The sequence below is a fragment of the Oceanihabitans sediminis genome (assembly GCF_003337215.1).
In the GTDB taxonomy this organism is placed as follows: domain Bacteria; phylum Bacteroidota; class Bacteroidia; order Flavobacteriales; family Flavobacteriaceae; genus Oceanihabitans; species Oceanihabitans sediminis.
Genome location: NZ_QPIG01000003.1, coordinates 383,904 through 398,310, shown reverse-complemented (window position 1 = coordinate 398,310; position 14,407 = coordinate 383,904). Strand labels below are relative to the sequence as shown.

Sequence of the window (14,407 nt, the reverse complement as noted above, 5' to 3'; positions counted from 1 at the left end):
CTCACCTCTTACCATTCCGAACAGAGAAGTTAAGCCCATTAGCGCCGATGGTACTACATTGTGGAAGAGTAGGTCGTCGCCTTTTTTAAACCCTTCATTATTTATTTAATGAAGGGTTTTTTTATGCAATATTGCAAAGGTTATTGCTTCCAAGTAATATTATCTAACCTACTTTTCTATCAAAACTTCTACCAACTATTATTCATTTTGATTATATTAGAAATTCTAAAGTTATATTAATCAATGAAAGAGAATGCTGAGCTAGATCTTGCCTGGAAATTTATCAATAACACCAATAGGAATGTTTTTTTAACTGGTAAAGCAGGTACTGGTAAAACTACCTTTTTGCATAAGTTAAAAATGAATTCCTTAAAAAGAATGGTTGTTGTAGCTCCTACAGGTGTAGCCGCTATTAATGCAAAGGGAGTTACTATACACTCTTTCTTTCAAATGCCTTTTGGGCCAATCTTACCTGATGCAGCTTTAGATTCCTCTAGAAAATTTAACAAGACTAAAATCAATATTATTAAATCTCTAGACTTATTAGTAATTGATGAAATTAGTATGGTAAGAGCTGATTTATTAGATGCAATAGATAAAACATTAAAACGATTTAGAGATAGAGATAAACCTTTTGGTGGCGTTCAAGTTTTAATGATTGGAGATCTACAACAATTATCTCCTGTTGTAAAAGATTATGAATGGCAACTTTTAAAAGATTTTTATAATAATGTATTCTTTTTTAGTAGTAGGGTGTTTCAAAACTCTAATGCTATTACTGTAGAACTAAAACATATTTATAGACAGGATAACCCTACCTTTATTCAGATTTTAAATGAAATAAGAAATAACACTTTATCTGCTTCTTCCGCGGAAGCTTTAAATAGTAGATATATACCAGATTTTAGTCCAAGTAACGATTCAGGATATATTTCATTAACTACACATAATAATAAAGCAGAGCTAACCAATAGAAAAGAATTAGATAAATTAAACGGAAAAACCGTTAGTTATAAGGCAAAGGTTGTTGGTAAATTTCCAGAGTATGCATATCCTACGGATGAGGATTTAGTTTTAAAAGTCGGAGCTCAAGTAATGTTTATTAAAAACGATAGTTCTGTTGAAAAACGATACTATAATGGCAAGATAGGAACAGTAATATTATTAGATAAGGATGAAGTTATAGTAAAATGTCCAGATGATGAGTTCAACATAGTAGCCACTTCTGAAACATGGGAAAATATAAACTATAGTGTAGATAAAGAAACAAGTATAATAACCGAAAATAAAATAGGTTCTTATACACAAATGCCATTGCGTTTAGCTTGGGCAATAACCATACATAAAAGTCAGGGGTTAACCTTTGAAAAAGCAATTATAGATGCAGAAGGTGCTTTTGCTCACGGACAAACCTATGTAGCCTTAAGTAGATGCAAAACTCTAGAAGGATTAGTTTTAAAAACAAAAATAGGTGCTAACCAAATTATAAGTGATAGTAATGTAACTTCGTTTAATAAATATACTGAAGAGAATCAACCAAACGAAGCAGACTTAATACAATCTAAAATTGATTTTCAATTAGGGCTAATTTCAGAAATATTTGATTTCTACAAATTAGTTTTCCCATTAAACCGTGTGTTAGATATATTTTATAAAAATAGAACAAGCATTACAGGAACTATAGAAGAACCTATTAAAGCCATGAAGAATAGCGTAACCAATCTGTTAAAAGTAAAGAATGGTTTTGCTGCTCAATTAAAAGAATTTTCCAAATCAATGATTGAACCAGAAACGAATAAAGACATTCAAGAACGATTTGTAAAGGCTATTAAATACTTTAAAGAACAAGTAGAAACAAGCTTACATACTCCATTTAAATCTATCAACTTTACTACAGATAATAAAACTGTAGAGAAAGATCTTTATAAGTACATTGATGATATTGAAGAGCAATTAGCGGTAAAGAATCTTTATTTTAAAGAAATGGATAGTGCGTTTAAAGTAGCAAAATTTTTAGAGTTACGTGGTAAATCAGTCTTTATAGCTAAAGAAAAACCTAAGAAAGCGAGAAGTACAGTTATAGACGGCACAACAAATGTTGAGTTATTTGAACTGCTTAGGGAGTTACGTAATGATTTAGCTAGTGAACATGATCTTGTTCATTTTCAAATTTTTACACAAAAAGCTTTATATGAAATGTGTGAAACACTACCTGTAAATAAGAAAGAACTTCTTAAGGTAAATGGAATGGGGAAAGTACGTGTAGAGAAATATGGAAACGATATTTTAAAAATAATACGAGACTATTGTATTGAAAATGATATTGAAGTTTCTAATTCTGTTGAAATATTTGAAGAAAAGACACCCAAAAAGAAAAGAGGGGAAACTAAAAGAATTTCTTTAGACTTATACAAAAAAGGAAAATCTATTGAGGAAATTGCTTTAGAAAGAGAATTAAACGAAAATACAATCTTTGGTCACTTAGCAAGTTTTATTCCGTCAGGAGAAATAAAAATAACCGATTTAATTTCAGAAGAACATTATAACGAACTTAAAAAAGCTATACCAAAACATTCTTTTGAAAACCTTTCTGATTTAAAATATCAACTAGATGACAAGTATAGTTATGGTGAAATCCGTTTGGTTTTAGATGAACTATCAAAAAAGTAAAAACTAATTATAAAAAAAGGCTTCAGAAGTAAAACTGAAGCCTTTTTTTATTTAAAGTATTTCTGGAAAGGATTAGTCTCTTATAACCCCTCTAGAAATAACGATTTTTTGAATTTCAGAAGTACCTTCATAAATCTGAGTAATTTTTGCATCACGCATTAAACGTTCTACGTGGTATTCTTTTACGAAACCATTTCCGCCATGAATTTGAACCGCTTCAACAGTTTGTTCCATAGCTACTTTACTAGCGTATAATTTTGCCATAGCACTAGACATATCGTAGTTGTTACCTTGATCTTTATCCCATGCAGCTTTCATTACCAACATACGCGCAGCTTCAATTTCAGTGTGCATATCCGCTAATTTAAAAGCAATAGCTTGGTGGTTACAAATTTCTGTACCAAAAGCTTTACGCTCTTTAGAATATTTTAAAGCTAATTCATAAGCTCCAGCAGCAATACCTAAAGCTTGAGATGCAATACCTATTCTTCCTCCAGAAAGTGTTTTCATAGCAAATTTGAAACCAAATCCGTCTTCACCAATTCTGTTTTCCTTAGGTACTTTTACGTCATTAAATTGTAAAGTATGAGTATCACTTCCGCGAATACCTAATTTATCTTCTTTTGGTCCGATGTCAAATCCAGGAGTTCCTTTTTCAACAATAAAAGCATTAATACCTTTATGACCTTTTTCTTTATCTGTTTGTGCAATTACTAAGTAAACATCTGCACGACCACCATTAGTAATCCAGTTTTTAGTTCCGTTAATTACATAATGATCTCCTTTGTCTATAGCAGTAGTTTTTTGCGAAGTTGCATCACTACCTGCTTCAGGCTCACTTAAACAAAAAGCTCCAATTTGCTCACCAGTAGCAACTTTTGTTAAATATTTTTGTTTTTGCTCTTCTGTTCCAAAAGCTTCTAATCCATAACAAACTAAAGAGTTATTTACAGAAACCATTACCGAAGCAGATGCATCAATTTTAGAAAGTTCTTCCATAATTAATACATAAGAGATTGCATCCATTCCGCTTCCTCCATATTTTGGGTCTACCATAATTCCCATAAAACCTAAGTCTCCCATTTTTCTTACTAATTCTTTAGGGAAGGTTTGAGTGTTATCACGTTCAATAACACCTGGAAGTAATTCTGTTTGTGCAAAATCGCGAGCTGCATCGCGAATCATAATATGTTCTTCTGTAAGGCTAAAATCCATAGTTTTTTTATTGTTTTTTCGATAATAAATAGAGTGCAAATATAAGTCTTTAATAATATACATTCAACAGAGATTGTTATTTTTACAGAATATGAAAAAGAAAGAATATCATGTAATTGGAGTCATGTCTGGCACATCATTAGATGGAATAGATCTAGCATACATAAAATTTAGTATGGAAAACGCTTATGGATTTAAAATAATTCATTGCGAAACAGTGTCTTATTTTGAAGAGTGGCAGCTAAAACTAAAGAATCTTATTACTTTTTCTTCTGAAGAATTACAGGAAATAGATAAACAGTACACACGATTATTGGCTAGTGTCATTAATGCATTTATTCAAAAAAATAATATAACCGAAATAGTTGCAATTTGTTCGCATGGACATACTGCTTTACATCAACCGGAAAAAGGACTAACTTATCAAATTGGGAATTTGCCAGAACTTGCTTTAATTACAAAGAAACAGATAGTATGTGATTTTAGAGTACAGGACGTTGCTTTGGGTGGACAAGGAGCTCCACTTGTACCAATTGGGGATAAGTTGTTGTTTGGGAAATATGATTTTTGTGTGAATCTTGGCGGATTCGCTAATATTTCATCCGAAGTGAATAATCTTCGTTTAGCTTATGATATTTGTCCTGTCAATATTGTGTTGAATCATTACACAGAAAGATTAGGTTTCTCCTATGACGACAAAGGAATGATTGCTTCCTCAGGAGAAGTACATCAAGCATTACTTAAAGACCTCAATAATTTAGAGTTTTATAATTTGCAGGCACCAAAGTCCTTGGGATTAGAGTGGGTTAAAAAAGTCATTTTTCCTATTATCGATGCATACAATATGGAAGTTAGAGATGTTCTAAGAACTTTTGTAGAGCATATTGCTATTCAAATTACCTATCAAATTAATAAAAAAGAAAATGCTTCCGTTCTAGTAACAGGTGGTGGTGCTTTCAATTTGTACTTAATAAAAAGAATAAAAGACTTAACAGGTAACGAAATTATAATTCCTTCCGAAGAAATTATTAATTATAAAGAAGCTTTAATCTTCGGACTTTTAGGTGTTTTAAAACTGCGTGAAGAAGCGAATTGTTTGAGCAGTGTTACAGGTGCAAAGCATGACCATAGTTCGGGTAAAATTTATATCCCCTAATATAATATAATGCCCTTTTAGTTTTTTATATTTGTTTTTGCCCAAACAAAACCTAAATAATGAAAATCTAATTGCCTACCACATAAAAACGAGTCCGTACACTTGAATATTTCAGGTAATTAGAACTTTAAAACAATATATACTTAACCACAAAATCAAACGTTAATACAATAGTAAAATAACTGTTTATGTTAAACACAATCATCCAAGACGCTGCTACAGAAGCAGATTTACTAACAGACGGAGAATCTGTAGAAAAAACACTTTCGGTAATAGAATTAATCACTAGCGGAGGAACTGCCGGAATGGTAATCATAGCATTACTATTTGTACTGCTAATAGTTGCAACATATATTTATTTCGAAAGACTTTTTGCCATAAAAGAAGCTTCCAAAGTAGATGCTAATTTTATGAATCAAATCAAAGATCACGTTTCTAACGGAAAAATTGATTCAGCACAAATGTTATGTGTACAACAAAATTCACCAGTTTCTAGATTAATAGGGAAGGGAATTACAAGAATAGGAAAACCTTTAGAAGACATTAATACTGCCATTGAAAATGCAGGAAGATTAGAAATTTACGGATTAGAAAAAAACGTTTCTGTTTTAGCAACCATTTCTGGAGCAGCACCAATGATTGGTTTCTTAGGTACAGTAATCGGAATGATTCTTTCTATTTTTGAAATCGCTAATTCAGGAGGTTCTATAGATATTAAAACACTAGCAGACGGACTTTATACAGCTATGACCACTACAGTAGGAGGGCTAATTGTAGGTATTATAGCCTATGTAGCATATAACCATTTAGTAGTAAAAACCGATAAGGTTGTATACCAAATGGAAGCAAATTCATTAGAATTTCTAGATCACTTAAACGAGCCAACATAATATGAATTTAAGAGGAAGAAATAAAGTAACACCAGAATTCAATATGTCATCTATGACAGATATTGTGTTTCTGTTACTAATATTTTTTATGATTGCATCAACATTGGTTTCGGCAGAAGCTATAGATTTATTATTACCAAAATCTACTAGCAAAACAACCCAAACAAAAAATGTATCTGTAAGTGTAGATAAGGATGTCAATTATTACGTAGACATGAAGCAAGTTTCTAAAGAATCTTTAGAAGCAGAAGTTTTAGCAAAAGTAGGCGAAACAGAAAGTCCATCCATAACTATTCGTTCCGATCAGGATGTAGAAATGAAGCATGTAGTTTTTATAATGGATATTGCCAACAGAAACAAAATCAAGTCTACTTTAGCTGTAAAGTCGCAATAGATAATGAAATATTTTAACACCAAACACGAAAAAGATTCAGCAAAAATAACAGCGCTTATATCGTTGATTGTTTTGCTATTGATTTTTGTGGTAGGTCCCAAATATATGGATCCGCCAGAAGAATATGGTGTTGCAATAAATTTTGGAGAGTCAGCTCTAGGAGGTGATAACATGCAACCAGAAAAGGTGCAGCCTACTCAAACCCAGGCCCAAGAAGCTCAACCAGAAGAAGAGATCGAAGAAGTAGAGGAAGTAGTAGAAGAGGCTTTAGAAGAAGTTGTTGAAGAAGAGGTAGCTGAAGAAAAAGCTAATCAAGAAGTTGAAGAAGCTAAAAAAATGAAAGAAGCTGCAGAGAAGTTAAAAAACGAAGAAGCAGCAAAGCAAAAAGCGGAAGCAGAAGCAATAGAGAAAGCTGAAAAAGAAGCTTTGGCAGCAGAAAAATTATTACAACAAGAAGCGGAGGAAGCAGAAAGAATAAAAGCCGAGAAAGAAGCAAAGCAAAAAGCTGAAGCACTAGCAAGAGAGAAAGCGAAAAAGGAAGCCGATGCTAAAGCTGCAGCCAAAGCAAAAGCGGAATCAGAAGCAAAGGCTAAAGCCGAAGCGGAAGCTAAAGCTAAGGCAGAGGCCGAAGCAAAAGCTAGAGCCGTAGCAGCGGCAAAGGCAAAAGCAGCTTCTGAAGCGAAAGCAAAAGCAGAAAGAGAAGCCGCTGCGAGAGCAGAAGCCGCTGCACAAGCAGCAGCAAAAGCGAAGGCTGATGCAAAGGCTGCAGCTGACGCAAAAGCGGCAGCAGCAAAAAAACAAAATGAAGGAAGCGGAGAAACCTCTTTTGCGCTAATAGAGAATGTGCCTATTTATCCGGGATGTGAAGGCGGGGATAATAATGCTAGAAAAAAATGTATGAATGAGAAAATCACTAAATTTATCAGTGATAATTACAATACAGATTTAGCAGAAGACTTAAAGGGAATTCAAAAAATAAATATTTCCTTTAAAATTAATACATCAGGTAATGTTGTAGCTATTCAGGCAAGAGCTCAAGACCCTAAATTAGAAGAAGAAGCTAAGCGTGTTATCAGGTTATTGCCCAAAATGAAACCAGGAATGCAACAAGGTAGAGCAGTAGTTGTATCTTATGGATTACCACTTAGAATAAAATTAAAAGACTAATAAGTTTAATATGTTAAACACAATCATCCAAGACGCTGCTACAGAAGCAGATTTACTAACAGACGGAGAATCTGTAAAAAAAACACTTTCGGTAATAGAATTAATCACTAGCGGAGGAACTGCCGGAATGGTAATCATAGCATTATTATTTGTATTGCTAATAGTTGCAACATATATTTATTTCGAAAGACTTTTCGCTATAAAAGAAGCTTCCAAAGTAGATGCTAATTTTATGAATCAAATCAAAGATCATGTTACTAACGGAAAAATTGATTCAGCACAAATGTTATGTGTACAACAAAATTCACCAGTTTCTAGATTAATAGGAAAGGGAATTACAAGAATAGGAAAACCTCTAGAAGATATTAATACTGCCATTGAAAATGCAGGAAGATTAGAAATTTACGGATTAGAAAAAAACGTTTCAGTTTTAGCAACCATTTCTGGAGCAGCACCAATGATTGGTTTCTTAGGTACAGTAATCGGAATGATTCTTTCTATTTTTGAAATCGCTAATTCAGGAGGTTCTATAGATATTAAAACACTAGCAGACGGACTTTATACAGCTATGACCACTACAGTAGGAGGGCTAATTGTAGGTATTATAGCCTATGTAGCATATAACCATTTAGTAGTAAAAACCGATAAGGTTGTATACCAAATGGAAGCAAATTCATTAGAATTTCTAGATCACTTAAACGAGCCAACATAATATGAATTTAAGAGGAAGAAATAAAGTAACACCAGAATTCAATATGTCATCTATGACAGATATAGTTTTTCTGTTACTAATATTTTTTATGATTGCATCAACATTGGTTTCGGCAGAAGCTATAGATTTATTATTACCAAAATCTACCAGCAAAACAACCCAAACAAAAAATGTATCTGTAAGCGTAGATAAGGATGTCAATTATTACGTAGACATGAAGCAAGTTTCTAAAGAATCTTTAGAAGCAGAAGTTTTAGCAAAAGTAGGCGAAACAGAAAGTCCATCCATAACCATTCGTTCCGATCAGGATGTAGAAATGAAACACGTGGTTTTTATAATGGATATTGCCAATAGAAACAAAATCAAATCTACTTTAGCTGTAAAGTCACAATAAACTATTAGTATAATTGGCACGCAGATTGTAATTAAGTGCAAAGAAGACTATAAAGTAAAAATGAAGTATTTTAACACCAAACACGAAAAAGACTCAGCAAAAATCACAGCACTAGTTGCTTTGATTATCTTGTTGTTAATTTTTGTGGTAGGTCCAAAATATATGGATCCGCCAGAAGAATATGGTGTTGCAATAAATTTTGGAACTACTGATTTTGGTAGTGGTGATGTACAACCAACAAAACCTGTGAAATCTGAAGACATAAACATTAATAAGCCTGCAGAAACAGAACCTACAGAAGCAGCTGAACCTACTAAAGCACCGGAGGTTGCAGAAGAAGTTTTAACACAAGAAACCGAAGAAGCGGTTGCAATAAAAAAACAAAAAGAAGCTGAAGCAAAGGCAAAAGCTATTGCAGATGCGAAAGCGAAAGCAGAAGCCGATAGAATTGCTAAAGAGAAAAGAGAGCAGGAAGAAAAAAAGAAAAAACTAGACGCCTTAATTGGTGGAGTTAGTAATTCTGAAGGTAGCGAATCAGGAAGTGAAGGTGACGATAATAAGGCAGGGGATAAAGGTCAGTTAGACGGTGACCCTTATGCTCCAAGTTATTTCGGTGACCCAGGAACAGGTAGTGGTGGAGTAGGCTACGGACTAAACGGAAGAGGAAAACCATCTAAGCAAGTATATAAACAAGATTGCAATGAATCAGGAATGGTTATTGTAAGAATTGTAGTAGATAGAAGCGGACGCGTTACAGAAGCAGTTCCGGGAGTAAAAGGAACCACTAATACTGCGGCTTGTTTGTTAGAACCAGCAAAAAAAATTGCCTTATCCCACAAATGGCGAGCAGATAGTAAAGCACCTGCAAAACAAGTTGGTTTTGTAAAAGTTAATTTCAATTTAGGTCAATAATACATGACATATTTAGATACCGTAAATTGGATGTTCTCACAACTTCCAATGTATCAACAACAAGGAAAAAAAGCTTATAAAAAGGATTTAGGTAATACTAAATTACTCGCAAAGCATCTAAAAAATCCAGAAACTAGTTTTAAAAGTATTCATGTTGCTGGAACCAACGGAAAAGGTTCTACTAGCCACATGTTAGCTTCTGTTTTACAAGAAGCAGGTTATAAGGTTGGACTTTATACTTCTCCGCATTTAAAAGACTTTAGAGAGCGTATAAAGATTAATGGCAAAGAAGTTAGTAAAGAGTTTGTTGTTGACTTTATAAAAATGAACAAAGCTTTTTTAGAAACAAACACTCTTTCCTTTTTCGAAATGACTGTAGGAATGGCTTTCGAATATTTTGCGACCCAAAAAGTAGATATAGCAATTATTGAAGTTGGTCTAGGCGGAAGATTAGACTCTACAAATATTATTACTCCAGAAGTTTCTGTTATAACCAATATTGGATTAGATCATACACAATTCTTAGGAAATAGTTTAAAGGCGATAGCCGCTGAAAAAGGAGGTATAATAAAACCGAATATTCCTGTTGTTATAGGAGAAACACAAGAAGAAACAACAGCAGTTTTTAATATTATAGCAGCAGAAGTTCATTCAGAAATACTTTATGCCGATCAATTAATTACTGAAAGCTATACCAGTGATTTAATAGGAAGTTATCAAGAAAAGAATATCAAAACCGTTTTACAAACAATTAAAGTTTTACAGTCTAATAATTGGAAAATCACAGATAATAATATTAAAAACGGACTATTAGAAGTTGTGAAAAATACCGGATTAAAAGGAAGGTGGCAAGTTTTGCAAGAATCTCCAAAGGTAATATGCGATACAGCTCATAACTTAGAAGGTTTAACTTATACTATGAAGCAATTGCAGCAAGAAGATTATAATAAGCTATATATTGTTTTTGGTGTTGTAAACGATAAAGATTTAGACGGAATTATAGATGTTTTACCAAAAGCGGCCAACTATTTATTCTGTAAACCAAATATTCCTAGAGGTAAAGATGCTTCCGAATTATTAGTCTATTTTAAAGAAAGAGGATTTGAAGGTGCGTATTATGAATCTGTTAATGAAGCATATAATGCTGCAAAAAATCAAGCAAATAAAGAAGATGTAATTTATGTAGGAGGCAGTACTTTTGTAGTTGCAGAAATTATTTGAAAAATTTATCAAAAAAGTTTTTGAGAAACGAAAAACAGTCTTATATTTGCACTCGCAATTGATGAGGAAACAAGTTTAATTGCTTCAGAGAAATCTGATGAAATATTGGAATAGGGCGCGTAGCTCAGTTGGTTCAGAGCACTTGGTTTACACCCAAGGGGTCAGGGGTTCGAATCCCTTCGCGCCCACAAAAAGCTTCTCTTAATAGAGGGGCTTTTTATTTTTCTATTATATATAGAAGCGTCTTATAATTTCCATTTATAAGCAAACACAAATAATTACTTAAGAGTAATTTGTTGAAATTTTGAAATAGGGCGCGTAGCTCAGTTGGTTCAGAGCACTTGGTTTACACCCAAGGGGTCAGGGGTTCGAATCCCTTCGCGCCCACAAAAAAAGCTTCTCTTTTTAGAGAAGCTTTTTTTATTTGTAGCAGTTTCATTTTTAAAGTAATTCTAAAGTTCTTTCTAAGGCCATTCCTCTTGATCCTTTAATTAACAAGTTAGCGTTTTCTGGTTTTTTGAAATTCTCTTTAAAAGCTGCAAAAGATGGGTGTTTTTCTATTCTATCAGAAAGTAATTCTGTTTTATAAAAGTTTTCACCAACCAAATATATTTTGTCAAAACCTAATTTTAAGGATAAACCGGCAATGTTCTGGTGTTCTGCTTCTGCTTCACTTCCTAATTCAAACATATCTCCAAGAATAACTATTTTATTAGTGCTCTTCAACTTTGAAAAGTTGTTTAATGCTGCTTGCATACTTGTAGGGTTTGCATTGTAAGCATCTAATACTACTTTGTTACTTCCTACAGTGATGATTTGAGATCTATTGTTGTTTGGGGTGTAATTCTCTATTCCTTTTTTTATAGCCTTTAAATCCACCTTGAAATAGCTAGCAATGCTTATTGCGGCAGAAAGATTCATAAAATTATAAGCACCAATTAGATTAGAAGTGATAGTAGTATTTTCTACTTTACAAACAACAAACGGATTGGCTTCTTCTAATTCTATTTTATAGTAATCTTCTTTGGTCTGAGTAAATCCAAATTTAAGTTTATAGCCTTGTAGTTTTTCTTCTTGAATGAAATCATCGGCATTAAAAAAGATGTGCTTGTTGTTTTCTTTTAAAAATTGGTACAATTCAGTTTTACCCTGTATAACTCCTTCTATGCTTCCGAAACCTTCTAGATGTGCTTTTCCAAAATTAGTGATATAACCATAATCTGGTTTAGCTATATTACATAAGAATTCTATTTCTTTTAAATGATTTGCACCCATTTCAACAATACCTATTTCGGTGCTTTTATCCATTGATAATAAAGTAAGCGGAACACCAATATGGTTATTTAGGTTTCCTATAGTTGCAACCGTTTTAAATTTTTGTGAAAGGGTAGCGTTAATAAGTTCTTTCGTAGTAGTTTTTCCGTTGCTTCCCGTAAGCGATATGATTTTTACTTTTAAGTAATCACGGTGATAACTAGCAAGCTTTTGAAGTGTTTTAAGAACATTATCTACTAATAGGGTTTTACCTTCTATAGCGTATGCTTCCTCATCTATAACAACATATTTTGCACCATTTTCAATGGCTTGTTTAGCAAAGGTATTGCCGTTAAAATTTTCTCCTTTTAAAGCGAAAAAAAGTGAGTTGTTTTCTATTTTTCTAGTGTCTGTACTTACTTTGTTGCATTGTAAGTACAGTTGGTGTAATTGTTCTATTTTCATAGATTAAATGTATAAAAAAAAGTCCTGACAATTGTCAGGACTTTTTTAATATTATTAAAGAATTCTTAGTTCTTAGTTTTGTTCTTTTGTTTCGATTTTGAACCTACACGAGACATAGCACATCTAAATCCGATATAGTCTGTAGCCATATCTTGAGGGAAGTAGCGTCTTTGAGCTGGATCTAACCAGTATTCTCTGTCTTTCCAAGAACCTCCTTTGTAAACTCTTACTTCATCATTAATTAAAGAAGTACGTTTGTTTGATTTGTCGTAATCACGAATAATAGCTCCTGAAGAATCTCTTTCGATGCTATGTTTTGGTGAGTTATACATTTTTCTAGTTAGTTGTTCGTTTTCAACTTCCCCATCTTCTTCATCAAAAGAATCTGCATATTGTCTTGAAGAACGTTTATCACCATCTCTAAAGTTACGGTTATCACTTCTATCGAAGTTTGTTCTTAAGTAAGTTTCGTTTTCGTCAACACCTACTTGAAGAATTTCTCCAGGAAGGTTTCTAGCAACAACTTTACCGTTAGATAATGTATCGAAAACTATTTCGTCTGTAGTTACAATCTTAACAGTTCCGTCATCGTTAATAGCATTTTTAGTATAAACGTTACCTCTGTAGTAGTTAAAGTCGTTAAACTCATCGTCAACAATAGGTCTGTAAACATCGGCAACCCATTCTGCAACGTTACCAGCCATATCGTATAAACCGTAATCGTTAGGAGCGAAAGACATTACTTGTTTAGTGATATCTGCACCGTCGTCAGACCATCCTGCAATTCCACCGTAATCCCCTTTTCCTTGTTTGAAGTTAGCCATTTGGTCCCCACGGATTTGACGTTTTCCTGTACGAGTGTACTGTCCATTCCAAGGGTATTTTTTTCTACCTCTGTGTGTGTTATAGCTTCTAATTTCAGACATTCCTAAAGCTGCATATTCCCATTCTGCTTCCGTTGGAAGTCTGTATTTTGGAGAAATAAGTCCAGTTTCTCTATTAGCAAAAACATTAATAGTGTCTCCACTAGCAGTAGTTTGTACTCTACGTCTTGATTTTTCTGGTTTGATAATACTATCATTTCCACCATAAGTTAAGGTAGGAGCATTAATATAAGTGTCTGTATTAAAGTTAGCATCTGCAGTTGCACTTAATTTAGCATCTCTTGTTAAGTAACCTGCTTTTTCTAAGTTCAACTCGTTATATCTGTCAGATCTCCAGTTTGCAAATTCAACTGCTTGAATCCAACTAACACCTACAACAGGATATTCTGCGTAAGCTGGGTGACGTAAATAGTTATTTGTCATAACTTCGTTATACCCTAAACGGTTTCTCCATACTAAAGTGTCTGGAAGTGCGCCATTATATATAGCTTTAAAGTTTTCTTCAGATGGTGGGTAAGTTGATTTTAACCAATATAAGTATTCTGTATACATAAAGTTAGTTACCTCAGACTCGTCCATATAAAAAGACTGTACATGTTGTTGGTTTGGTGTGTTGTTCCAATCATGCATAACATCATCTTGAACTTTACCCATCGTAAAAGTTCCTCCTTCAACAAATACTAATCCAGGAGCGGTTTCTTGCTCTTTGAACCTATCATTGTATTGAAAACCACCTTCTTTAGAGTTGATTTGCCAACCAGTTGCTCTAGATGTGTTTTTTGAACTAGATCTTTTACAACTTACTGCAGTTACAGATACTGCAAGAATTAATAATAATACTACTTTTCTCATGTTCATACTTTTAAAGTAAGCTTCTTGTTATTTTTAGTGATGCAATATAATAATTTCAGTTAATACTACAAGTTAATAAGTTAAAATAGATTAAAAATTAATTGCAGTTTATCTTGATTATTAAACCTTACAACGATAGTGTTTTTTCAGTTTATCGTTGAATTAGTAAATGTTATAACGCCCAAGATTTTAAAATATTATTGTATTTTTGATTCCTTTTT

Annotated in this window: 12 protein-coding genes, 2 tRNA genes and 1 rRNA gene; 12 read left to right on the top strand and 3 right to left on the bottom strand. The window is 33.1% G+C overall.

Annotation, left to right across the window (positions count from 1 at the left end; translation table 11 throughout):
- Together rrf and DU428_RS10160 are read left to right on the top strand one after the other, a co-directional pair.
- Positions 1 to 85, top strand: a 5S ribosomal RNA gene (gene rrf / locus DU428_RS10165); the annotation flags it as partial.
- Between the two features lie 158 nt (positions 86 to 243).
- Positions 244 to 2,670 carry a helix-turn-helix domain-containing protein gene (locus tag DU428_RS10160; RefSeq protein ID WP_113966496.1) on the top strand — a complete coding sequence of 809 codons (2,427 nt, stop codon included), beginning with the start codon at positions 244 to 246 and terminating at the stop codon, positions 2,668 to 2,670.
- Positions 2,671 to 2,742: 72 nt separating this feature from the next.
- On the opposite strand, the gene DU428_RS10155 is transcribed toward DU428_RS10160, so the two are convergent.
- On the bottom strand, positions 2,743 to 3,885 hold the full coding sequence (locus DU428_RS10155) for an acyl-CoA dehydrogenase (protein WP_113966501.1): 1,143 nt from the start codon (positions 3,883 to 3,885) through the stop codon (positions 2,743 to 2,745).
- A 91-nt stretch (positions 3,886 to 3,976) separates the two neighbouring features.
- Here DU428_RS10155 and DU428_RS10150 point away from each other — a divergent pair, with 91 nt between their 5' ends.
- From DU428_RS10150 to DU428_RS10105, 10 genes are all read left to right on the top strand, one after another.
- Positions 3,977 to 5,041: an anhydro-N-acetylmuramic acid kinase gene (locus DU428_RS10150; RefSeq protein WP_113966495.1), complete on the top strand. Its 1,065-nt coding sequence runs from the start codon at positions 3,977 to 3,979 to the stop codon at positions 5,039 to 5,041.
- Between the two features lie 188 nt (positions 5,042 to 5,229).
- Positions 5,230 to 5,931 carry a MotA/TolQ/ExbB proton channel family protein gene (locus DU428_RS10145; RefSeq protein ID WP_207802370.1) on the top strand — a complete coding sequence of 234 codons (702 nt, stop codon included), beginning with the start codon at positions 5,230 to 5,232 and terminating at the stop codon, positions 5,929 to 5,931.
- 1 nt (position 5,932) lies between these two features.
- Positions 5,933 to 6,325 (top strand): ExbD/TolR family protein, encoded by a 393-nt coding sequence (locus DU428_RS10140; protein ID WP_113966493.1) that lies wholly within the window; start codon positions 5,933 to 5,935, stop codon positions 6,323 to 6,325.
- A 3-nt stretch (positions 6,326 to 6,328) separates the two neighbouring features.
- A complete protein-coding gene (gene tolA / locus DU428_RS10135) occupies positions 6,329 to 7,492 on the top strand; it encodes a cell envelope integrity protein TolA (protein ID WP_113966494.1) in 1,164 nt (387 codons plus the stop codon).
- Positions 7,493 to 7,502: 10 nt separating this feature from the next.
- Positions 7,503 to 8,204, top strand: coding sequence for a MotA/TolQ/ExbB proton channel family protein (locus DU428_RS10130; RefSeq protein WP_207802369.1), 702 nt, complete (start codon positions 7,503 to 7,505; stop codon positions 8,202 to 8,204).
- Between the two features lies 1 nt (position 8,205).
- On the top strand, positions 8,206 to 8,598 hold the full coding sequence (locus tag DU428_RS10125) for an ExbD/TolR family protein (protein ID WP_113966493.1): 393 nt from the start codon (positions 8,206 to 8,208) through the stop codon (positions 8,596 to 8,598).
- A gap of 60 nt (positions 8,599 to 8,658) precedes the next feature.
- On the top strand, positions 8,659 to 9,510 hold the full coding sequence (locus tag DU428_RS10120) for an energy transducer TonB (protein ID WP_072351370.1): 852 nt from the start codon (positions 8,659 to 8,661) through the stop codon (positions 9,508 to 9,510).
- A gap of 3 nt (positions 9,511 to 9,513) precedes the next feature.
- Positions 9,514 to 10,731, top strand: coding sequence for a bifunctional folylpolyglutamate synthase/dihydrofolate synthase (locus DU428_RS10115; protein ID WP_113966492.1), 1,218 nt, complete (start codon positions 9,514 to 9,516; stop codon positions 10,729 to 10,731).
- A gap of 113 nt (positions 10,732 to 10,844) precedes the next feature.
- Positions 10,845 to 10,919: transfer RNA gene (locus DU428_RS10110), tRNA-Val, on the top strand.
- Between the two features lie 124 nt (positions 10,920 to 11,043).
- Positions 11,044 to 11,118: transfer RNA gene (locus DU428_RS10105), tRNA-Val, on the top strand.
- A gap of 54 nt (positions 11,119 to 11,172) precedes the next feature.
- Here the strand turns inward: DU428_RS10105 and DU428_RS10100 are convergent.
- A complete protein-coding gene (locus tag DU428_RS10100) occupies positions 11,173 to 12,450 on the bottom strand; it encodes a UDP-N-acetylmuramoyl-tripeptide--D-alanyl-D-alanine ligase (protein WP_113966491.1) in 1,278 nt (425 codons plus the stop codon).
- 65 nt (positions 12,451 to 12,515) lie between these two features.
- On the bottom strand, positions 12,516 to 14,192 hold the full coding sequence (gene gldJ, locus DU428_RS10095) for a gliding motility lipoprotein GldJ (protein ID WP_113966490.1): 1,677 nt from the start codon (positions 14,190 to 14,192) through the stop codon (positions 12,516 to 12,518).
- Between the last annotated feature and the right edge of the window lie 215 nt (positions 14,193 to 14,407).

Excerpts from the sequence above, each read along its gene's own strand:
- DU428_RS10160 (WP_113966496.1), top strand. The coding sequence starts at position 244 with ATGAAAGAGAATGCTGAGCTAGATCTTGCCTGGAAATTTATCAATAAC.
- DU428_RS10155 (WP_113966501.1), bottom strand. The coding sequence starts at position 3,885 with ATGGATTTTAGCCTTACAGAAGAACATATTATGATTCGCGATGCAGCT.
- DU428_RS10150 (WP_113966495.1), top strand. The coding sequence starts at position 3,977 with ATGAAAAAGAAAGAATATCATGTAATTGGAGTCATGTCTGGCACATCA.
- DU428_RS10145 (WP_207802370.1), top strand. The coding sequence starts at position 5,230 with ATGTTAAACACAATCATCCAAGACGCTGCTACAGAAGCAGATTTACTA.
- DU428_RS10140 (WP_113966493.1), top strand. The coding sequence starts at position 5,933 with ATGAATTTAAGAGGAAGAAATAAAGTAACACCAGAATTCAATATGTCA.
- tolA (WP_113966494.1), top strand. The coding sequence starts at position 6,329 with ATGAAATATTTTAACACCAAACACGAAAAAGATTCAGCAAAAATAACA.
- DU428_RS10130 (WP_207802369.1), top strand. The coding sequence starts at position 7,503 with ATGTTAAACACAATCATCCAAGACGCTGCTACAGAAGCAGATTTACTA.
- DU428_RS10125 (WP_113966493.1), top strand. The coding sequence starts at position 8,206 with ATGAATTTAAGAGGAAGAAATAAAGTAACACCAGAATTCAATATGTCA.
- DU428_RS10120 (WP_072351370.1), top strand. The coding sequence starts at position 8,659 with ATGAAGTATTTTAACACCAAACACGAAAAAGACTCAGCAAAAATCACA.
- DU428_RS10115 (WP_113966492.1), top strand. The coding sequence starts at position 9,514 with ATGACATATTTAGATACCGTAAATTGGATGTTCTCACAACTTCCAATG.
- DU428_RS10100 (WP_113966491.1), bottom strand. The coding sequence starts at position 12,450 with ATGAAAATAGAACAATTACACCAACTGTACTTACAATGCAACAAAGTA.
- gldJ (WP_113966490.1), bottom strand. The coding sequence starts at position 14,192 with ATGAACATGAGAAAAGTAGTATTATTATTAATTCTTGCAGTATCTGTA.